General features: G+C 47.8%; 16 protein-coding genes and 1 pseudogene. 11 read left to right on the forward strand and 6 right to left on the reverse strand.

The window, feature by feature from the left end; translation table 11 throughout:
* The first annotated feature begins 9 nt into the window (after window positions 1-9).
* From D1151_RS08785 to D1151_RS08805, 5 genes are all read left to right on the forward strand, one after another.
* Window positions 10-1,287 carry a Sapep family Mn(2+)-dependent dipeptidase gene (locus D1151_RS08785; RefSeq protein ID WP_161908644.1) on the forward strand — a complete coding sequence of 426 codons (1,278 nt, stop codon included), beginning with the start codon at window positions 10-12 and terminating at the stop codon, window positions 1,285-1,287.
* 274 nt (window positions 1,288-1,561) lie between these two features.
* Window positions 1,562-2,725, forward strand: a complete 1,164-nt coding sequence (locus tag D1151_RS08790) for a pyridoxal phosphate-dependent aminotransferase (protein WP_160202935.1) — start codon at window positions 1,562-1,564, stop codon at window positions 2,723-2,725.
* A 51-nt stretch (window positions 2,726-2,776) separates the two neighbouring features.
* Window positions 2,777-4,126 (forward strand): YjiH family protein, encoded by a 1,350-nt coding sequence (locus D1151_RS08795; protein WP_161908645.1) that lies wholly within the window; start codon window positions 2,777-2,779, stop codon window positions 4,124-4,126.
* A gap of 25 nt (window positions 4,127-4,151) precedes the next feature.
* Window positions 4,152-5,036 carry an acetamidase/formamidase family protein gene (locus tag D1151_RS08800; RefSeq protein WP_161908646.1) on the forward strand — a complete coding sequence of 295 codons (885 nt, stop codon included), beginning with the start codon at window positions 4,152-4,154 and terminating at the stop codon, window positions 5,034-5,036.
* Window positions 5,037-5,048: 12 nt separating this feature from the next.
* On the forward strand, window positions 5,049-6,296 hold the full coding sequence (locus tag D1151_RS08805; RefSeq protein WP_161908647.1) for a lactate racemase domain-containing protein: 1,248 nt from the start codon (window positions 5,049-5,051) through the stop codon (window positions 6,294-6,296).
* Between the two features lie 167 nt (window positions 6,297-6,463).
* Here D1151_RS08805 and D1151_RS08810 read toward each other — a convergent pair whose 3' ends face one another.
* Window positions 6,464-7,189, reverse strand: a complete 726-nt coding sequence (locus D1151_RS08810) for a FadR/GntR family transcriptional regulator (RefSeq protein ID WP_161908648.1) — start codon at window positions 7,187-7,189, stop codon at window positions 6,464-6,466.
* A gap of 745 nt (window positions 7,190-7,934) precedes the next feature.
* Here D1151_RS08810 and D1151_RS08815 point away from each other — a divergent pair.
* From D1151_RS08815 to D1151_RS08825, 3 genes are read left to right on the forward strand one after another with little or no spacing between them, the layout of a single operon-like run.
* A complete protein-coding gene (locus tag D1151_RS08815; protein WP_161908649.1) occupies window positions 7,935-8,732 on the forward strand; it encodes an electron transfer flavoprotein subunit beta/FixA family protein in 798 nt (265 codons plus the stop codon).
* Window position 8,733: 1 nt separating this feature from the next.
* Complete coding sequence (locus D1151_RS08820) at window positions 8,734-9,735, forward strand: electron transfer flavoprotein subunit alpha/FixB family protein (RefSeq protein ID WP_161908734.1); 1,002 nt, start codon at window positions 8,734-8,736, stop codon at window positions 9,733-9,735.
* A gap of 6 nt (window positions 9,736-9,741) precedes the next feature.
* Window positions 9,742-11,151 (forward strand): FAD-binding oxidoreductase, encoded by a 1,410-nt coding sequence (locus D1151_RS08825; RefSeq protein ID WP_161908650.1) that lies wholly within the window; start codon window positions 9,742-9,744, stop codon window positions 11,149-11,151.
* 163 nt (window positions 11,152-11,314) lie between these two features.
* Here D1151_RS08825 and D1151_RS08830 read toward each other — a convergent pair whose 3' ends face one another.
* A complete protein-coding gene (locus D1151_RS08830; RefSeq protein ID WP_161908651.1) occupies window positions 11,315-11,941 on the reverse strand; it encodes a DUF47 domain-containing protein in 627 nt (208 codons plus the stop codon).
* Between the two features lie 30 nt (window positions 11,942-11,971).
* Window positions 11,972-12,964 carry an inorganic phosphate transporter gene (locus D1151_RS08835; protein ID WP_161908652.1) on the reverse strand — a complete coding sequence of 331 codons (993 nt, stop codon included), beginning with the start codon at window positions 12,962-12,964 and terminating at the stop codon, window positions 11,972-11,974.
* A 373-nt stretch (window positions 12,965-13,337) separates the two neighbouring features.
* On the opposite strand from D1151_RS08835, the pseudogene nhaC reads away from it, so the two are divergent.
* From nhaC to arcC, 3 genes and pseudogenes are all read left to right on the forward strand, one after another.
* Window positions 13,338-14,747 (forward strand): annotated as a pseudogene (gene nhaC, locus D1151_RS08840) (Na+/H+ antiporter NhaC); the annotation flags it as partial.
* Window positions 14,744-15,562: a histidinol-phosphatase HisJ family protein gene (locus D1151_RS08845; protein ID WP_161908654.1), complete on the forward strand. Its 819-nt coding sequence runs from the start codon at window positions 14,744-14,746 to the stop codon at window positions 15,560-15,562. The pseudogene nhaC and the gene D1151_RS08845, both read left to right, overlap by 4 nt.
* 52 nt (window positions 15,563-15,614) lie before the next feature.
* On the forward strand, window positions 15,615-16,559 hold the full coding sequence (gene arcC / locus D1151_RS08850) for a carbamate kinase (protein ID WP_161908655.1): 945 nt from the start codon (window positions 15,615-15,617) through the stop codon (window positions 16,557-16,559).
* 89 nt (window positions 16,560-16,648) lie between these two features.
* Here arcC and D1151_RS08855 read toward each other — a convergent pair whose 3' ends face one another.
* The 3 genes from D1151_RS08855 to D1151_RS08865 are packed head-to-tail and all read right to left on the reverse strand — an operon-like array spanning window position 16,649 to window position 20,297.
* Window positions 16,649-17,908, reverse strand: coding sequence for a Sapep family Mn(2+)-dependent dipeptidase (locus tag D1151_RS08855; RefSeq protein WP_161908656.1), 1,260 nt, complete (start codon window positions 17,906-17,908; stop codon window positions 16,649-16,651).
* Between the two features lie 21 nt (window positions 17,909-17,929).
* The gene (locus D1151_RS08860) at window positions 17,930-19,024 is read right to left on the reverse strand and encodes a DUF917 domain-containing protein (protein ID WP_161908657.1); all 1,095 of its coding nucleotides are present in this window, start codon (window positions 19,022-19,024) and stop codon (window positions 17,930-17,932) included.
* Window positions 19,025-19,028: 4 nt separating this feature from the next.
* Window positions 19,029-20,297 (reverse strand): cytosine permease, encoded by a 1,269-nt coding sequence (locus tag D1151_RS08865; RefSeq protein WP_161908658.1) that lies wholly within the window; start codon window positions 20,295-20,297, stop codon window positions 19,029-19,031.
* Window positions 20,298-20,348 lie beyond the last annotated feature (51 nt).

Here is a 20,348-nt window from a genome sequence, read left to right on the forward strand (position 1 = left end):
GAACATGGAATGGACAGAATAATAGCTGATTTGCGAAAACTGGTAGAGATAAACAGTGTTTCAGCAAGGACAGAGCAAAAAGAGTGCCCTTTCGGCGAAGGGGTACGGAAAGTTCTGGATACCGCTCTGGACATCTGCGGTTCTTATGGATTCAGGACAAAAAACTGTGACAATATGATAGGATATGCTGAGACCGGTCAGGGCGAGGAACTGATGGGAATCCTGGTTCATCTGGACGTGGTTCCCGCAGGCGACGGCTGGAACTATGAACCCTTTGCGCTGACTGTTGAAGACGGAAAACTCATAGGCCGCGGCGTTACGGATGACAAAGGACCGGCTGCAGCGGTGATTCATGCGATCAGGGAACTGCTTGAAGAAGGATGCGTGTTTAATAAGCGGATTCGTATTATATTCGGTATGACTGAGGAAGCAGGCGACTGGATCGATATGGAATACTATAAACAGACAGAGGAAAAGATTGATTTCGGCTTTACGCCTGATGCGGATTTTCCGGCGATTTATGCTGAGATGGGTATTGCGAATGTTCGATTCACCTTTGATCGTACACGAACCTGCTTTGAGGATATCGAAGGAGGTAACGCGGTAAACATGGTCCCGGATATCTGCAGAGCCAGATTCCGCAGCGAGAGCGGGGAAATTCTTTCCATGACGGAGACAGGAAAGTCAGCTCACGGCAGTACGCCGCAGGACGGGGAAAATGCTATTTCCAAGCTGATGACCTGTTTTCAGACACGGGAGGACTGTCAGCTGAGCAGCTTTTTCCGGGACTGCATCAAAATGGAATACCATGGAGAAAGCTTGAACGGTTATGCCGCAGACAAAGAAAGCGGCGAGATTACATATAACTTCGGCATGATCCGTACAGACGGAGACACTATCAGCCTTACGGCGGATATCAGGTATCCGGTGACCTTCCGCATCGAGGATATTCTGGAACAGATCAGGAAGCATATGACAAGCAGCGGCTATGGGGACGTAAAGATGGAACTCCTCTATAATGAGCCATATGTTTTTCTCGAAGAAGACGGACCGGTGATAACCAAACTGCTGGAAGCCTATCGAGAGCATACCGGAGATATGGGACGCGCCACAGTAATCGGCGGCGGCACTTATGCCCGTGCTATGGAAAATATCGTTGCCTTTGGACCTATGCTTCCCGGCAGGGAGCTGACGGAACATCAGGCCAACGAGTATATGTTCATCGAGGATCTGAGACTGGCCAAAGACATCTACAAAAGCGCCATCAGAAAACTGGCAGCAGAATAAATAACAGTAATAAAAAGAGGCCCAATATAAAATGTTGGGTTGAAGTAAATAACTGGGTAAAAACATTGAGCTTCGGCTCAATGTTTTACTTTGCACGGATTTTGCGATAGGCGTGGCGCAGTGCGTGTGTGTGATTGCACGCTGGCAGCAGGAAATGTTTTCAGAAATTTGTAAATAGGGTGATTTTCTTGTTGCATTTTTTGTCGACCTGTGCTTTAATATATGCAAGAGGTCTTACCACATAAACTGAAGTATCAGGAGGTAGCATAGCAATATGAAGCACAGATTTGTTGCAAAAAGATACTGGAAGGATCAGAGCACGGCCATGGGAAAATCCGATGAAATGGCTAAATCTTTCGATGACTGTATTAACCTCAGTCTGGGAGATCCGGATCTGATTACGGACAGATTGATTATTGACAAATCCTATGAAGATGCCAGGATTGGTCATACCAAATATACGGATTTCAGAGGTGACCCGGAGCTTCGGGAGGAAATCTGCAAATACTATAAAGAAGAGTACGATATGAATGTTGCAGATGAAGAAGTCTTTGTAACAGCCTCCGCATGCCTGGGCATGTATCTGGCACTGGAAGCTATCGTAGACGATGGCGATGAAGTAATCCTGCAGGCCCCATTCTTTACGCCGTATCCGCAGCAGGTGGAACTGGCAAGAGGCATTCCTGTGGAACTTCCCACCTACGAAGAAGAGGATTTTCAGATTAACATAGAGCGTCTGGAATCCCTGATTACAGAGCGGACGAAAGCGCTGGTCATCAACTCGCCGAGCAACCCGACGGGAAACTGCCTGACTGTGGAAACCATGGAGAAGATCGCTGAAATTGCCGTAAAATACGATTTAGTCGTTATCTCAGACGACATCTATACCGCCTTCAGCTATCAGAATCCGTTTGTGCCATTTGCGACAATGCCGGGCATGAGAGAAAGAACCATCATTCTCAATTCTTTCTCCAAGAATTTCACCATGACCGGCTGGAGAGTGGGCAACATCATCGCGCCGGATTACATCATCAAAGTGATTCAGCAGATTAACGAAAACGTGGTATTTACAGCGCCGTCAGTATCACAGAGGGCTGCGCTCCACGCCCTGCGTCACGGAGCAGAAATCCAGCCGCCGATGATAGAGGAATACAGAAAGAGAATGTTTTATGCGGCGGAGAGAATCAACCAGATTCCAAAGCTTTCTGTGATTTACCCACCAAAGGGCAGCTTCTACTTGTTTATGAATATCAAGGAAACAGGATTAAACAGCGATCAGGCGGCGGAACTGATTTTGAGGGAGGCCCACGTGCTGATGCTGCCGGGAAACGCCTTTGGAGCCTGCGGAGAAGGCTACGTGCGTATCGCCTGCACCGTAAACGTGGATACCCTGAAAGAAGCCTTTGACCGTATTGAAAAGATTGCGTTGTTCCAGTAGGCGGGAAAAGCACCGTGAACACATGGATGGAACAACAGGGAGGAAAGAAACATGAATAATATGGATTTAACCGTTGATAAAAAAAGCTATCAAAAATTTGTTATATTTTCATTATTGGGCGTTTTACTATTTTTAACGCCAATTCCAAACAATGGATCCTTTACCGTATTGACAGCGATGCTTTCTGATTTTATCATAGCATCAACGGGAAATTTAATTGTATGGTTTACCATGGCGTTACTGGTCGTATGTGCGATTTTACAGCCTGTTGCAAGTATCGCAAAACCTAAATGTATCGTAGAAAACAGGGTACTGAGCAGTCTGTTTGTGACTACGCCGCTGTACTATATCAGCAGCATTGTGGCTGCAGTGTTTATCGTGATGTGCTATTTTCATGTAGGACCGGAAGCCGTTATTTCCGATGCCACCGGTCAGACGATTCTGGGAATCGCAAATCCACTGGTAGGCATTATTCTCGCCATCACGTATTTTATGCCGTTTCTGACGGAGTTCGGACTCATGGAATATGTAGGCGTATTTCTGCGGAAAGTAACGAGGCCGCTGTTTAAACTGCCGGGAAAATCTGCCATCAATATCGTGACTTCCTGGCTTGGCGCGGCTAACATGGCAGTGGTTCTGACCAGAAGCCTTTACAATAAGGGACAGTACACGAAGAGAGAATCGGCAGTCATCATTACGGCTTTTTCCGCAGTAAATGTGCCGTTTTGTCTGGTTGTCGCGGAAACCTTAGATATTACACAGTACTTCCTGCAGTGCTATTTAGTGGTTTGCTTAGTAGGTGTTGTGCTGGCGATTATTACGCCGAGAATTCCGCCCCTTACCAGAATTCCTAATGAATACGCGTCGGGCGTCACGCCGCAGTCCATGGAACTGGTACCGGAGGGTGTAAAGTCCCGCCTTTGGGCAAGAAAGATTGCTTCACAGCAAGCGGAGCGTTTTGAAATTCGCACGATTTTTAAATCCGGCACGGAAATGCTCTTTGGTGTTCTGATTGGTACTTTGCCTGTTATCTTTGCATGGGGTACGCTTACCTTGATTTTGGTAGAGTACACGCCGATTTTAGGCTGGATTTCTTATCCGTTTGGACTGTTATTTGACGTACTGGGTGTAGAAGAAGCCTTTGCGGCAGCGCCGGCAGCGCTGGCCGGTTTTGCGGATATGTTTATTCCGGCAGTTTTAGGCATCAACATTCAGTCGATTGCAACCAGATGGATTATCGGAACCCTTTCTCTGGTACAGATTATATTTATGACTGAAGTTGGAATTCTGGCAATTCAGTCCAAGGTTGGACTCAATGTCGGTAATCTGTTCATTATTTTCCTGGAGAGAACCGTTATCGCAATTCCGCTGATTGTACTGGCGGCAAATATTGTATTTTAGCAGCATGATAGAAGGAGACGGATATATGAAATTGATAGAACAGTCGACACTGACTTTTTCACCGGACCATAAACCGGCGGGCACATGTAAGCCGGGTGAAATCGTAGCATTTCACTCTATGGACGCTTTCAGCAATGTCCTTGTCAGCGAGAAGCAGATGGGTTCAGAAATTCCCCTGGAAGAGTCAAACCCTACGGCGGGACCGCTGTATGTAGAGGGCGCAATGCCGGGAGATGTTCTTGCCGTAAAAATTCTGGATATCGCCTTGGAGCCTCAGGGCGTCATCGTCACCTGTCCGGATTTTGGACCCCTTTGCGATGAGATAGAGGAACGGACAGCCTTCGTGAAGGCAGACCGCGGCAACGCCTATTTTAAAGGCGTGTCTTTTCCATTAAATCCTATGGTCGGCACCATCGGGACAACCCCTGCGGATGGAGAAATTCCATGCTTTTGTACGGGAAAACATGGCGGCAACATGGACTGCAAGCAGGTAAAACCGGGCAGTACCATCTATCTGCCGGTCTTTACGGAAGGCGCGCTTCTGCAGATTGGAGATCTTCACGCAGCCATGGGAGACGGAGAACTTTGCGGAGCAGCCGTTGAATCGGCAGGCACGACAACGGTAAAAGTAGATGTCATTAAAAATACCCACTTAGAGTGGCCGCTTCTTGAAACCGATGAAAAATGGTATGTCAATGCCTGCGGCAATAACTATTATGAGGCTCTGACAGAGGCATGCAGGGAAATGCGCAGACATCTGCAGAGAGTGACAGACTGGGATCAAACGGACATTTTTATGTATCTTTCCATGCAGGGAGATGCCGAAGTCAATGCGTCCTACTGCAGCTCATCGGATATCCCTACGGCCGTCAGAGTCGGCATTCCAAAGGCGATGAATATCAGATTATAGGAGGAAAGGATTATGCAGTATCATTTACCTGCCAATAACATGTATGGCGATAGGCCCATTGTCATTGACTTTCCGGAAAACTGGGAAGTGCATATTTCGGAATTTGCAGGGTATCGGACCCCAAAGCTTTCGGAGGAGGAAATTGCGGATAAAATTCATGCCTCCATCGGGACGGCGCCGATTTGCGAAGGTGCAAAAGGAAAGAAAAGTGCGGTGATTATCATAGATGATATGACAAGACCCACGCCCTGTGAAGCCCCTGCAAAGGCGGTCATCAGGGAATTGCTGCAGGCAGGCGTGCCCAAAGAAAACATATGGTTTGTAGCGGCACTGGGCACCCACGGCGTCATGTACCGGGAACATTTTGTAAAGAAACTGGGTGAGGAACTGGTAGACGAATTTGAAATTTACAATCACAATGTGTTCTTCAATCATGCCTTTATTGGAAATACAAGCAACAATGTACCGGTAGAAATCAATGCGGATGTGATGGCCGCGGAATACAAAGTAGCCATTGGAACGACCATGGCGCACAGCTTTTTTGGATTCAGCGGCGGCGCGAAGTGTATTTTGCCGGGAGTCGCATCTATGCGCACCATTACGGCAAACCACAGTTTTACTACGCTTAATGAGTTTAACATGGGAAATCCGAAGACAAAAATGCGTTCGGACGCCGAAGAAGCGGCAAGAATGATGGGTCTGGATTTTAAAATTGACGTGGTACTCAATGGAAAGGCGGAGATCTGTGAGCTTTTTGCGGGCGATTTTGAAGAGGAATTCAAGGAGGCCAATGACTATGCGGCAAAGCACTATCGGGCTGCTTTTGTCCCGGACTGTGATGTGGTGATTGCCAACAACCATTTTAAACCCGCCGAAGCAAACTGCGCTTATACGCCGGAAACCAAAGCCTCCCTAAAGGATGGCGGCACCTATATTCTCGCTGCAAATACGCCTTTCGGCCAGTGTGTGCACTTTCTTTACGACAGCTGGGGTCACTCTGAGCCGGGCGGGATGATGTGGTCCGGATGTTACCCAAAGGAGAAGAACATGGATCAGGCCATCGTGTTTGCAAGCCATACCATAAAGGGCGCAAGAGACGCGTGGTACATCGATGAACGCTCAGGGGCAGTATATGTAAAAACCTGGGACGAGATTCTTTCTCGTATCGACGATGGAACGCCGAAAAAGGTAGTTGTTTATCCTAACGCGGAAGCGCATATATTAGACAATTCGAAGGATTTCTATAAAAAAATGGATTGAATTTGACAGCTGAAAAGCTAATGCAGATGCTTTTGTATCACTTTATGTGATGCAGGAATATCATAAAAAAATGTCATAAAAAACCATTCGTATCTTTCAAAAGAAAGCGGCGGATGGTTTTTGTTTGTCGATATACTGATATGTTCTGCAGGGTGCGCCTTCTAAGCCTATTTTGCGTTGATTGCATCGTTGATCATAGGCACGTTAATCTTGCCCAAATGCTTCTTCATAGCATCCTCGGCAGTCTGGGCGCTGCGATGCTCGATGGCGCTGATAATAGCCTCGTGCTCTTTGTAGATGTTCTCGATGGAGTCTCCTTCAAAGTAAGACAGACGGACGCTGCGCTCGATGAAACGATCCATGAGATAGGACAGGTTTTCCATAGTATTGTAGAGCAGGGTGTTGCCTGCGATACGCACGATTTCCAGATGAAAGCCGCGGTCAAAGACTGCCTTTGATGAAGCGTCTTCTGCTGCCATCATCTGTTTCAGATTGCTGCGAAGTGCAAGGATGTCCGTAGGAGAAGCAGTATCAGCTGCTTTGCGGACGGCAAAAAGTTCCAGGCAGCTGCGCATCTCGTAAAGCTCCTGCTGGGTGCCGTGACTCAGTATGAAGGAAAGAGACAGCGGCTCAAAGTAGCTGGCTTGAATGTTGTTGACGATGAAGTTGCCTCTTCCGTGCTGCCGCTCCACCAGACCCAGCATTTCCAGGGACTTCAGCGCCTCCCGCAGGGCAGGGCGTCCAATGCTGAACCGTTCTGTCATTTCCCGTTCCGGCGGAAGTTTATCACCTTCGGAAAGCTCCCCGTCCAGAATCATCTGCTGAATGTGGCGGATGACCTGATCCGAAAGCTTTTTGTTTTCGCTTGTTTTTTCATTTATGTATTCTGCCATGGAAGTTTCCTCCTTGTGAAGCTGCAGGAGCGAGGCTCACAGCTGTAATGCTCGTTTCTTCTATTGTAGCGGAAACAGCAGGAAAAAGCAATGAAAGAAAAGTACACAAATACGGCAAATGCAGGAAGGTGCAGGAAGCGAAACGAATCCCATGAAGGCTGAAGCTGCACCATTTTGAGAAAAAAATGAGGGAATGGTGCGCTTTGCTCTGCTGCAAATCTGAATTCTGCACCAAATGCCCTGAGAATAAGGGGAATGGTGCGCGTAGGCGCTGAAAATACAGAAGAATTATCGTAATCTCCTATGACTCTGGAAATTTCTTACATAAGCTGGAAGCCGAGTCTGCCAGGATTATCTAGTTTATTCCAATAAAGCTATTTATTTCAAAACTTGTACAATAGAATCCGCACCATAGTACCTTATTTTAACGTATATGGTGCGGATATTGCTTATATTCTTAAAAAAAGTGCACCATTTAGTTCATTTTTGAAGAAAATGGGGCGGCAAGAAGATTGGGGCTTATCTCACTTTTTCGCTGGCAAAGGTGCCCGCATATTTTGTTGTTTTACTGTGAAAAAAGTGTTGCAATGAATACAGAATTATTGTACAATACAAGTGGTAAGACCACTTTGAAAAATATGAAAAATAAACCTATGAAAAGCAGCGCTGACCGCGAGGCACGCAGAAGAAAAGCGATAAGACCCCGGCCGGATGCTGTGAAAAGACCAAATGAGGAGAGAGATACATGAATATTCTCGTTTTGATAAAGGAAGTACCTGACATGGAGAAGGTCAGGTTTGACAGCGAGCGGGGTGTAGTGGACAGATCCTCTGCACCTGCGGAAATCAATCCCTTTGATGAGAGTGCGCTGCAGGCGGCTCTGGAGCTGAAACGAAAGTACGGCGCCCATGTGACGGCTATGACGATGGGGCCTCCGCGTGCAGAAAAGACACTGCAGGACGCTTATGCAAGAGGCGCTGATGCAGGCATTCTTCTTACTGACAGGGCTTTTGGCGGTTCAGATACCATTGCTACTTCCAGCGCACTGTCCGCAGCCATTGCTGCAGGAGATTATGATCTCATTCTGTGCGGTGAAAAATCTGTAGACGGCGATACCGCCCAGGTAGGAGCTGAGACTGCAGAACTTCTCGGTATTCCCCATGCCTATTATGTGGACTCTATTGAACTGGATGATGAGAGGACTGTGCGGGTGTCCATAGAAAATCTGTGCGGCAGCCGTCAGATTCGTACCATGTCCCTGCCGGCTTTAATCGGCGTGACGAAAAACATCGGAAGGCTGCAGCTGCCGACGGTGGACAGGAAGCTGGAATCCCTCACTGCAGATGTACGTAAAATCGGTCTTTCCGACCTTCCGTCTCTGTCGAAAGAGGACACAGGCTTTGCAGGTTCTCCAACTAAGGTTGCCGGCATTGAAGTGCCGAAGGCAGCGGAGAGAGAAAGCCGGGTATTCAGAGAAAATCTTCCGGATTTTATCGATTTGCTGAAGGAGGAACTGACGGAAAGGGGTGTCAGAGTTGGATAAGATGCTATGTGCAAACGAATACAAGGGTATACTGATTATCGCGGAAATGGAAGGGGACCATATTCACAGAGTTGCCTTTGAACTGTTATACAAAGGACGCCAGCTGGCGGAGGCCGCAGGGGAAAGCCTCTCCTGCCTGCTTTTGACAGGCTGCGAAACCGATGCCGCTGAACTGTGTCTCAGAGGGGTAGATCAGGTCTATGTGATGGAGGATGAATGCTTTGCGCAGCCGGAGGAAAGACTCTTTGCGGAGAACATCGTCAGCTTTATCAGGGAGCGCAGGCCGGCTACGGTTTTAATTGGAGCGACCCATCTGGGAAGATCTCTGGCGCCGAGAATGGCAGCGGCTCTTAGAACTGGTCTTACCGCAGACTGTACAGAACTGAAAATCGCTGACGACGGCGCCCTGGAACAAATCAGACCGGCATTCAGCGACAACATTCTGGCGCACATCAAGACGATGGGAAGACCTCAGATGGCTACGGTCAGATATAAGGAATTTCAGGAGGCGGCACTTTGCGGAGTCGCGGAAGTCCGTATTGAAAAGGTAAAGCCATATGTGAAAGCGCATAAAGGCGTGAAGATTGAAGAAATCATTTCTATCTGCGATGTGGATATCACTGACGCAGAGGTGGTCGTGGCAGGCGGCCGCGGCATCCGAAAGGAAGAGGATTTGCAGCTGCTGCGGGAACTGGCGGATGTGCTGGGCGGCAAGCTTGGCGTATCCCGGGCCCTGGTAGATGCAGGCATGGCGGCCAGCAGCATTCAGGTTGGCTACAGCGGAAACAGAGTAAAACCAAAGGTATATATTGCCTGCGGTATCTCCGGTGCGCCTCAGCATATTGCCGGCATGAAGGACGCGGATCTGATTATCGCAGTCAATAACGACCCGTCCGCGCCGATTTTCAATATTTCCGATTACGGTTTTGTGGGGGATCTCTATGAAATCGTGCCGAAGCTGACGGAGGCATTTGCAGCCGAAGCTGACAGAAAGGACAGGTGATGCAGTATGAAATATAATCCAATCACAAAAGAAGTGACAGAACGTCTGGTTCAGGCAGTAGGTGAGGATTTTGTCATCACCGGGAGAGAGCGGACGAAGGCTTTCCTGTACGACGAAGTGGAAATCACTTACCGACCGGCTGCAGCGGCAGACTCAGTGGTGGTCAAACCGGCAAATACAGAAGAGGCTGCAGCTGTGATGAAGATTGCAGATACTATGACCGTGCCTGTGGTAGTGCGGGGCGGCGCTACAGGCCTTGCCGGAGGGTGCACGCCGGTAGTCGACAGCATCATCATCTCTACAGAGAGGATGAACCATATTTTGGAAATCGATGAGGAAAATATGGTTGCCGTGCTGGAAGCCGGCGTTACCTTGATGGATCTGCTGGAAGAGCTGGAACACCATGACGGTCTCAGTTTTCCGGTCCATCCGGGAGATGAGGGAGCCCAGATGGGCGGCATGGCTGTGACCAATGCCGGCGGAGCCAGAGCTGTGCGTCATGGCGTTATGCGCAAGCACATCCTGGGTGTTACCGCGGTGCTTCCAAATGGAGAAATCCTGGAGCTTGGCGGCAAACTGATTAAAAACAATGCCGGCTATAACTTAACCCAGCTGCTCTTGGGAAGCGAAGGCACTCTGGCTATGGTAACGAAGGTGATTTTAAAGATTTTTCCAAAGGACAAGGCGACTGCTACCATCGTAGCGCCTTTTGAGAAAATTCAGGATGCCTGCCATGCGGTAACGGACATTTTAAAGAGCGGCTATACGCCTCTGGCTGTAGAATATATGGATAAGCGTCTTTTTGTGGACACCGCAAAGATGCTGGGTCTTACGTGGCAGGCAAAGGACGGCAGCGCTGACCTTCTGATTATCCTGTCGGAGCGGACAGAGCAGCAGCTGTACGATGCTGTAAAAGCGATTAATGAGATTTGTAAGGCGAACAAAGCGCTTCCGTGCCTCTTTGCGGGCAAGGACAAGGAGCAGGAGGAACTGCTGCTTGTCAGAAGCCAGCACTATGAGCTGATTAAGGACGAAATCTGCGATTCCTTCGACATGGCGGTGCCTGTATCTCACGTATCCGATTTCATTCTGCGGCTGAAAGAGCTGGTGGCTGAATACCATACGGGAACCAATGTCATCGCTCATATCGCCGACGGCAACGTGCATAACGATATTCTGTATCTGCCGGACGGATCTATTCCGGACTATGCCGACGAGCTGAAACACAAGATGTATGATATCTGCTACAGCTATGGCGGCACGGTGACCGGCGAGCACGGCATCGGAAAAATCCGTGTGGAAGAGCTGAAAGCACAGAAGCCGGCAGCGGAACTGGCACTGATGAAGGGCATCAAAGATGTCTTCGATCCGAAGGGAATCATGAACCCGGGGGCGCTGTTTGCTGCGGAAGCATAAGGGCATAGATGACAGAAATATACAAATGCGGGGAAAGGACCGAAACACTGTAAAGCAGGTGATTTCGGTCCTTTCCCCGTATTTATGAATACGAAACGTTTTGTTAGAAGAAAAGGGGATATTCATTTACAATTTGAAAAAAACAGATAGATGCTGCGTTTTTCTATTTTATCGATTTGATTTTTATATCACTAAATCGATCAGCGGCTTTGCCGATTTTGTTGGCAAGCTTGTTTAAATCTTTGGCGAATTCCCGCTGCATGATGATGTCTTTCAGGGAGATTTCCTGAAATTCCAAATCTGCGATTCCTTCCCAGTATAAACGCTTTACCTGATTTTCATTTTTCTTTGCTTTAACCAGATCGTCCCAGAAATGCTCGATCCGGTCGTGTGCCCATTCGTTCATGGCGCAGGTCAGATCGTAGATAGATGCGTCAATTAAACGAATGATTTCCAGATTTTTGTCTGTCGGCTGATATTGGAAGAATATCAGAAAGTCCTTTAAATCCTTGATTTTATCTGTAATATCGTCGATGGAACGGGACAGGGCGAACAGATCGTGTCTGTCAAGGGGCGTGATGAAGGAATTTTCTACGTAGTCGATGAGATTACGGCGCACTTTGTCGGCGTCTTTTTCACAGTGTTCAATCTGCTCGGCCAAATCTTCATCCTGTGTGTCTATGTATTTTAGCAGCAGCGAAATACTTCTGGATGTGATTTCGCACTGGCGTGACAGCATGTAATAAAAGTTTGGCTGTTCCTTTTTCTTAAAAAAGCTTTTTTTTGGCATGGGGTTCTCCTTTCTTGATGTTCGTCTATATTATATGAGCTGCAGCAGGAAGCATATGAGTCCGCCGATGAGAGCGGAAACAGGTATGGTAATGAGCCAGGCAAGCAGGATTTTCTTTGTCACGGTCCAGTTGACAGACTTTGGCGTGTTGCTGGCGCCTACACCCATCACCGATGAAGTGACTACCTGGGTTGCGCTGATGGGAAGACCGGTTACGTTGGCAAGCATGACTACGAAGATGGTGGACAGCTGAGATGCAAAGGAATTCTGGATGTCAATTTTACAGATGTCCATGCCTACGGTTTTTATCATATTGTAGCCTCCGGTCATGGTGCCTATAGCAAGGGCGCAGGAGGCGGAGAGAATCAGCCACAGAGGAATAGTCACAGCAGCGTGATGGAAAGCGGCAAGCCCGATGGCAATCAGTCCCATGACCTTTTGGGCATCGTTGCTGCCGTAGCAGAAGGCCAGAAGGAAGCTGCTGGCTTTATGAAGCACCTGAATGCGCTTGTTCCAGACAATGGTGCCGTTTTTGAGAAGCAGAGCGAGTAGTCTCAGGAACAGATAGCCTGCGGCAAATCCCAAAAGGGGAGAAAGCAGCATGGCACCGATGACTTTAATCATAATGGAATTCCACTGTATGTAAGGAAGACCGTAAGCACAGATACCGCTGCCAATCATAGCGCCAATCATGGAGTGAGAAGCGCTTGAGGGCAGCTTCAGAATCCAGGTCAGCACGTTCCAGATGAGACTGCCGGTAAAGGCTGCCGCCACGAAAGCGTAGCTGAGAGGCTTTGGACCGGAAAGGACAGGCCTAATATCGATGATGTTTTCTGAAATGGTATAGGCGACGGCTGTTCCCAGAGCAACAGCGCCCAGAAAGTTGGCAATACCTGCGATGAAGACCGCCTTATTGGGCGGCAGAAGGCGAGATGAAATAGTGGTGGCAACTACAGTGCCGCCGTCATGCATACCGTTGATATAGCCGAAGGCAAGACCGATGAAAATCATATAGTAAAACATTTCTGTACTCCTGTAATTTTGTTTCCTTTCATTATATAAAATAAAAACCGGTGAGTAATATAGAATTTTAACAAAATATGTCGGATTTTATAGGAATTATAACGAAATTAGAAATATAATAAACTTTATCGATTTTTTTTAGATATATACCTAGTTTTTCTCCTTCTCAGCAAACTATAATAATTGGAAAAAGAACAAAGAAGGTGATAAAAAAGCAAAGGAAACAACGAAAGAGTTAAATTAGCAAAAGCGTGGTTTTGGGAAATCAAGAATAAGTTACAAATGATAGGTATGATTTTGTGACAGAAACGGAGAAGAAGATGAAAAAAGACGAACAAAAACCTAAAAACAACGTGAAAAAAGAAAAGCCAAATTATGGGAAGCAATCAGCGCCGTTTTGGTGCTGCTGGTTATTTTTTTCTTTGGATCTCTTGCTGATTTGTCAGCGCCGCCGCTTATGGCCATCGCAATCGGATACGTAGTATTCATCGGATGGCGCTGCGGTTACACATGGAAGGATTTGGAAGAGTTCTCGGCTGAAAAAGTAAAAGCAGCTGCCTCTGCCAACTCCGTACTGATTGTAGTAGGATTCCTGCTGGGTGCATGGATGTTCTCGGGAACGATTCCAATGTTTATTTACTACGGCGTGCAGCTTGTCAGTGCGAAGTGGATTTTGGTATCTGCATTTATTTTATGCGCAATTTTTTCTACCTGTACAGGAACCTCATGGGGTTCTGCCGCAACAGCCGGCATTACCATGATGGGTATCGCGATGGCTATGCCGGAAGTAAATACGGCGGCAGTTGCTGCAGCTTGCTATACAGGTGCTATTTTTGGAGATAAGCTGTCTCCGCTTTCAGATACTACCATCCTTGCGTCTCTGGCGACAAAGAATGACATTTTTGACCATATCAAGCATATGAGCAAAACGGTAGTTCCGGCTGGGCTCATTGGTCTGGTGATTTACGGTATCATGGGATTTTCAAACAATGCAGCAGATTCTGGTCTTCCGGAAAATACAGTAAAGCTGCTGGAATCTCTGGATGCGGCTTACAATTGGAACATCATCGTACTGATTCCGCTGTTAATCGTTGTATATGGCGCGATTGCCAAGAAACCGTCGACAGTGGTAATGATGATATCTGCAGTTGTCGCAGTATTAATCGGCGTATTCTATCAGGGATTCAGCCTGGAAGACGGTATTACTGCCCTTTACGGTGGATTTAACCTGGAAATGGTGGAAGGTGTAAGAGACGGATTCGTTGCAGCAGACGCAGGAGAAGACGCGATGAAGCTTCTCAACCGCGGCGGACTTTCTTCCATGATGAAGAGCTTTATTACAGTCTATATCTGTCTGTACTACGCCGCGATTATGGAACATATCGGCGCAATCGAAGCACTGCTTGGAAAGCTGCTGCTGTCTGTAAAGACAAGATTCAGTCTGGTATTTGTAACTTCCATTTCCTGCGTGGTTCTGACCGCAATCGGCGGAAGCTCTACCCTGGCGCTGATTCTGACAGGCGAAATGTACTCCGAGAAGTACAAAGAAATGGGACTTTCCACTTTGAACCTGTCCAGAACCATGGAAGACTTCTGTACCGGTACAGCCGGATTCATTCCTTGGTCGGCATCGGGTATTTACTATCCATCCGTTCTGGGCGTATCCATCGGACAGTACTTCCCGTACTGCTTCATGAGCTATACAATTTGGATTCTGGCTTACGTTTACAGCATTACAGGAATTTGCATGAAACCGCTTGAGGAAGAGGCGAAGGAAGCATGATTAGCGATATGCACATACATACGGTGTGGAGCAGTGATGCCAAAACACCTGTGGAAGAACAGATAGACAAGGCCATACAGCTGGGGATGAAAAGCATCTGTATTACAGACCATCAGGACTACGACCAGCCGATTTTTCCGCCGGATAATTACTCTTTTCTCATCGGGGATACCGATGAAACAGAAAAGTATCTGGAAGACCTTTTCCTCCTGAAGGAAAAGTATGCCGGCACGATTGAGGTGCTGGCCGGGGTTGAGCTGGGGCTTCAGCCTCACATCGCAGAGAAGCTGAATACATATGCCAGAGAATTTCCCTTTGATTTTGTCATCGGTTCTACACACAACTTTAGAGGAAGAGGCGCAGATGACCTGCGTACCTATGAAGGAAAGAGCACGGAAGAAATCTGCAAGCTATACTTTCAGGAGGAATATGAAAACGTCCGGAAGATACAGGATTTCGACGTGACGGGCCATTTAGATTTTATCTTTCGATATGCGCCGAAGGCAATCGAGACTTTTTCTTATGGAAAATATGCAGATGAGCTTGACGCAATCCTGAAGGAACTGATTGAAACAGGACGAGGCATAGAGGTGAACACGTCCAGAATGAAACGTCTTGGACTGACCAATCCAAAGGAGGAAATCATACGCCGTTATAAAGAGCTGGGCGGTGAAATTATAACCTTTGGTTCGGATGCGCATACGCCTGATTGCCTTGGCTCCTGCTTTAAAGAAACGGGAGAGATGGTAAAAAGCTGCGGACTTGATTACTTCGCGGTATACAGGAAGAGAAAGCCGAGCTTTTATCCGATATAACCGAATATAAAATAAAGAGACTTAACAATAATCAAAAAGGAGAAAGACAGAAATGGCAGAAAAAATTGTAATTGCCTTAGGAGGAAATGCGCTGCAGTCCGGAAAAAGCGAAGCGACTGCGGAAGCACAGCTTGCAGTGGTAAAGAAAACCTGCGAATATATCGCGGACATCAGCTGCAAAGGGTATGAAATCGGATTGGTACACGGAAACGGCCCACAGGTAGGCAGAATTCTTCTGGCTTCTGAAACCGCCAAAGACGTGACACCGTCAATGCCTTTTGATGTATGCGGCGCAATGTCTCAGGGCTACATCGGATATCACCTGCAGCAGGCGCTGAAATATGCCCTGAGCAAAAGAGGCAAGAACATTCCGGTTCTGACTGTAGCTACCCAGATGATTGTGGAAAAGAGCGACAAGGCGTTTCAGAATCCGACCAAACCGATTGGTCCGTTCTATCAGGAAGCGGAAGCCAAAGCACTGGAAGAAGAAAAGGGATACACCATGAAGGAAGACGCCGGAAGAGGCTTTAGACGGGTGGTGGCATCTCCCCTTCCGAGAAAGATTGTTGAAATCGACGCAGTTAAAAAACTGTGGGATTCGTCCATTGTGATTTCCTGCGGGGGCGGCGGCATTCCTGTAGTAGAAAACGCTGACGGTTCCATGGAAGGCGTTGCGGCAGTGATCGATAAGGATTTTGCAGCAGAACTTCTGGCTGAACAGGTGGATGCGGATGTGCTGATGATTCTGACTGAGGTGGAAAAGGTTGCGATTAACTTCAACAAACCGAATCAGAAGAATCTGGACAATCTGAACCTGGAAGAAGCGGTGAAGTACATCGAGGAAGGACAGTTCGCGCCGGGCAGCATGCTGCCGAAGGTAGAAGCGGCGATGAAGTTTGTCAGAGCAAATCCAAACAAAAAAGCCATTATCACGTCTTTAGATAAAGCCATCGAAGCATTAGAAGGAAAAACCGGAACAGCTATCTCCTTTGCATAAAGATTTGTATAGTATTGAAAAAGCCCCACGCTTGATATAAGTCACGTGGGGTTTTTTCGTTGGACTGTTTATAGGAGTTTCAAACTAGTTTATAGTTTCAGAAGCTTTTCAAAGGCCAGTCTGTAGATGCGGCGAGCTGTTGTAAGATCTTCAATGGCAACACATTCGCCGTTGCCGTGCTCTGTAATAGGTCTGGCGGGAAGCAGCGGGCCGAAAGCAGCAATGTTTTCCATGGCTCTTGCGTAAGTTCCGCCGCCGATAGCAATAGGCGCTCCCTGAAAATCACCGGTAATGGTTCGGTAAGCGGACAAAAGCTGTGTCAGCACAGGATTGTCTTTTTTCAGCAGAACCGGCTGATTTTCAAAGAGAAGTTCAGCCTTTGCGCCATACGGTGCGATTTGCCCGGTGATACCATCCATGACCTGACAGGAAAGGATAGAAGCAGGACAGCGGATGTCCAGATCGATGATAATGTCTGTTTCATCGCTGGAGATGACGCCTGCACTGCATGTGAGAGGACCGGTGTCCTCATCTGAAAAATTGCAGCCCAGGTTTTCACCGAAAACAGTAAAACCGATTTTATCCATGTAAAATGAGGCAAAGGCGTCGGACTTTTGAATTTTAGAGAGCATATCCGCGATAGCGTTTTTTCCCTCTTCAGGGATGCTGCCGTGAACTGAGACTCCTTCGCCGTAAACCTTTTGACCGTTGGAAAGGGTCAGCTGCGCCGTATCGGGCACTGCGTTAATGGCGATGCCGCCTTCAATCTGTATAATTTTTGTGGCAGATTTCGGATAACGCAGCCGTACTTCCAGAATGCGTTTTTCGGCATAAATTACAGGAAAATCCGCATCCGGTGTGAATCCGCAGTCAGGGATATCCTCATGCGCTTTGTAATACGCGATATCTTCCCAGCTGCCGGATTCCTCCTGACAGCCGAAGATAATGAGGATTCGCTTATTCAGTTTGACGCCTGTATCCAGCAAATCTTTCATGGCGTAAATCGCAGCGATTGCAGGTCCCTTATCGTCAATGACGCCGCGTCCGTACAGTTTCCCATCTTTGACTACGGCGGAAAAGGGAGTGGTTTCCCAGCCGCTCCCTGGTGGAACAACGTCCAGATGAACGAGGATTCCGATGAGAGAATCCCCTTCTCCGATCTGTGCCCAGCCGATTCTGTTATCGCGGTTTTTCGTTTCAAAACCCAATGTATCGCAGAGCTTGAGTACATACTGCAGCGCGGAGAATACAGGCTTTCCGTAAGGAAGAAAGCCGTAATCCGGATCCTGCACCGGCGCTGCTCCTGTAATACTGGGTATTTCAACTAATTCCAATAAACTTTTCAGCATGGAGACAAACTCCTTTCCCGTTTATTTAAATGGCTTATAATCGAAATCGAAGTTGAAGCTTCTCGGACCGAAGACTTCAAGCCCCTTTGGCGTCTTCCAGATTTCCGGCGCAGGAAGGGCGAATACGGTAACCTCCATATCCTTGACCCAGTTAGGGTTCGTAACAGGCTCTCCATTTTTATCCACCATGCAGATCAGGTCAGGGACGCTGACGTCGACAGCCTCATTTCTGTATGACACGATATTTTCGTTTTTAATCCAGATGCGATAGGTTTCACCCTGGAAGCTTCCAATTCCGTTGATATGGATGTTGCCGAAGTTGAATCCGTCCCGGCTCTCCCAAGGCGTTTCCCCGATTGTGCCTTTGAAAAGTATTTTTCCATCGAAGCTGTCTGCAAGAGCGGCAGCCACATCTCCGCCCGCGGATTTGGTTTCGCGCAGTGTTTTGCCGATATTCATAGCATAGGTAAGCGCATCAGGAATGACGCTTTTCTTGTAGACTTCACAGCGCATCGGATGGTCTACGCCGCCCAGCTCGTTGCCGCTTGCCACGACGACCGCTCTGACGATGTCTTCGGCACGGAAATCATCGATGACGTTTTTGATGATCATGGTTTCGCCGAAATTTGTCGCCAGTGCAAGAGGATAAATTGGAAGGTCGTGTACGTAGTAAGTGGTGTGCTGCAGATCCGGTACAGATCTCCCGGTAGGGTCGCTGTCTACGATAGGAAGACCAAGCTGACAGGCGATGTGCAGCGCTTCGGCAGTGTTTTCGCCGCCTAGCTCCGTAGAGGAAACGGCGCAGCATTTTTCACCCAGGTATTCTTCCAGCGTTCTGAAAGCCAGTACAGCCGGAGAATCATCGAGTCTTGGAAGTCTGTCAAATTTCGGGTCCAGACCTTCACCTTCCTTAATCGGCGCGCCGCAGCCATAAGGGGTCGCGATCATGCCGTCGTCAGGCAGCTCATCCAGCGAAATCATGTTTAGCTCTTTTCCTTCGGCAAAATCCTTTTCCAGCATTTCCAGTCCGCGAAGAAGGCTTCCGCCACCGCCAGTACCGAGAATGGTGCAGCCGTATATCATATCGAATACTTCCTGTTTTGTTAATGTTTTCATGTTTTTACTCCTTTTCTACTTTTTGTTTATCCCTCGCCAGTGCCGGTATGTATCGTTCGATGACGATAAAGATGACTGCCGCGAACAGAATTGACGAAAAATCAATTTTAATGATGTACGACAGGACGGCTGATACCGCCCAGGCAATGATGGCTGAGATGCAGAATCCGTCTCTGGAACGCCAGTTTTCTGACTTTCCTTTTCCAAGAATAAAATAATCTGCCAGCATGATGCCGCCAATCGGGCAAACAAGATAGGCAAGAAAACCTATGAAAGTGGACAGATTATCGACAATGCCGGTAACTCCCAGCAGTGTGCCCACAAAGCCTACTGCCAGTGTAACCTCGCGCCGTCTGTTGTCGGGAACATTAAACGTTTTTACTGCGTTGAGCGCGCCGGTGTAGGCGTTGGTTGAGTTAGTTGTCCAGGTGGAAAGAATCAGGGAAATGACGCCCAGCAGCGGAATGCCAACTTTAATCAAGACCATGCTGATATCATATTCGTTCGCGATTTTGGTCAGCATAGCGCCGATGACAAGGGTGATGATGGTTAACGGGAATACGCCGATGGTAACGGATAAGACTGTATCCTTTCTTGATTTTTGAAATCTGGTGAAATCGGAACTGGTAATAATGCCGACCGCAAAGAAATCAAAAGATAAAATGACGCCTTCCATAAATGTCATCGTCGGTTCAATGGGTGTGTTTACAGTTTGCAAACCGTTGAGGTTGACAGCCATGGCTGTGCCGACAATCATGACAATCAGAAGCACCGGGATAGACACATAGTCCAGCTTTTCTACCGCTTTGATGCCGAAGACGGCGGTAACGGTCATGACGATGCCCCAGAGAATACAGGATGCGGTATAGGGGAAATGAATTCCGTAGCATTCGCTCATGAAGTTGGTAAAAGACATGGCGCACTCCCCGTTGTTGATACCGAACCAGCCGATTAGGTTAATCATAAAGATAGTACTGGCGATGTACCTGGAACCTTTTTTGCCAAAAGTGGATTCTGTAATGGTACAGGTTGCCAGTCCGAGATCACAGCCGATAAAACCGATGATAATCATTGCCGCTACAACGAGGACGGCACCCGCGGTACCTGCCCAGATTGCCGGCCCAAAATTCATTTCTTCGACGAGGAGCGCGCCCATGAGAAATGCGGGTACACAGACACAGATACCGGCCTGCACAAGGGCAAGGGAAACCCAGCTTTCTCTTTGATCTTTGGAAATAGGCGCAAGTGCGTTTACTTCTTTGTTGTTACTCATAAATAACCTCCTTTCAGGTTGCCTTTTTCGACATTTTAGCAAAAGGAGGAA

Origin of the sequence: Emergencia sp. 1XD21-10 (assembly GCF_009936045.1) — a bacterium.
GTDB classification, from domain to species: Bacteria; Bacillota; Clostridia; order Peptostreptococcales; family Anaerovoracaceae; genus Senimuribacter; species Senimuribacter intestinalis.

What these genes read in the sequence shown, in the direction of transcription:
- D1151_RS08785 (WP_161908644.1), top strand. Translation starts at nt 10, where the DNA reads ATGGACAGAATAATAGCTGATTTGCGAAAACTGGTAGAGATAAACAGT.
- D1151_RS08790 (WP_160202935.1), top strand. Translation starts at nt 1,562, where the DNA reads ATGAAGCACAGATTTGTTGCAAAAAGATACTGGAAGGATCAGAGCACG.
- D1151_RS08795 (WP_161908645.1), top strand. Translation starts at nt 2,777, where the DNA reads ATGAATAATATGGATTTAACCGTTGATAAAAAAAGCTATCAAAAATTT.
- D1151_RS08800 (WP_161908646.1), top strand. Translation starts at nt 4,152, where the DNA reads ATGAAATTGATAGAACAGTCGACACTGACTTTTTCACCGGACCATAAA.
- D1151_RS08805 (WP_161908647.1), top strand. Translation starts at nt 5,049, where the DNA reads ATGCAGTATCATTTACCTGCCAATAACATGTATGGCGATAGGCCCATT.
- D1151_RS08810 (WP_161908648.1), bottom strand. Translation starts at nt 7,189, where the DNA reads ATGGCAGAATACATAAATGAAAAAACAAGCGAAAACAAAAAGCTTTCG.
- D1151_RS08815 (WP_161908649.1), top strand. Translation starts at nt 7,935, where the DNA reads ATGAATATTCTCGTTTTGATAAAGGAAGTACCTGACATGGAGAAGGTC.
- D1151_RS08820 (WP_161908734.1), top strand. Translation starts at nt 8,734, where the DNA reads ATGCTATGTGCAAACGAATACAAGGGTATACTGATTATCGCGGAAATG.
- D1151_RS08825 (WP_161908650.1), top strand. Translation starts at nt 9,742, where the DNA reads ATGAAATATAATCCAATCACAAAAGAAGTGACAGAACGTCTGGTTCAG.
- D1151_RS08830 (WP_161908651.1), bottom strand. Translation starts at nt 11,941, where the DNA reads ATGCCAAAAAAAAGCTTTTTTAAGAAAAAGGAACAGCCAAACTTTTAT.
- D1151_RS08835 (WP_161908652.1), bottom strand. Translation starts at nt 12,964, where the DNA reads ATGTTTTACTATATGATTTTCATCGGTCTTGCCTTCGGCTATATCAAC.
- D1151_RS08845 (WP_161908654.1), top strand. Translation starts at nt 14,744, where the DNA reads ATGATTAGCGATATGCACATACATACGGTGTGGAGCAGTGATGCCAAA.
- arcC (WP_161908655.1), top strand. Translation starts at nt 15,615, where the DNA reads ATGGCAGAAAAAATTGTAATTGCCTTAGGAGGAAATGCGCTGCAGTCC.
- D1151_RS08855 (WP_161908656.1), bottom strand. Translation starts at nt 17,908, where the DNA reads ATGCTGAAAAGTTTATTGGAATTAGTTGAAATACCCAGTATTACAGGA.
- D1151_RS08860 (WP_161908657.1), bottom strand. Translation starts at nt 19,024, where the DNA reads ATGAAAACATTAACAAAACAGGAAGTATTCGATATGATATACGGCTGC.
- D1151_RS08865 (WP_161908658.1), bottom strand. Translation starts at nt 20,297, where the DNA reads ATGAGTAACAACAAAGAAGTAAACGCACTTGCGCCTATTTCCAAAGAT.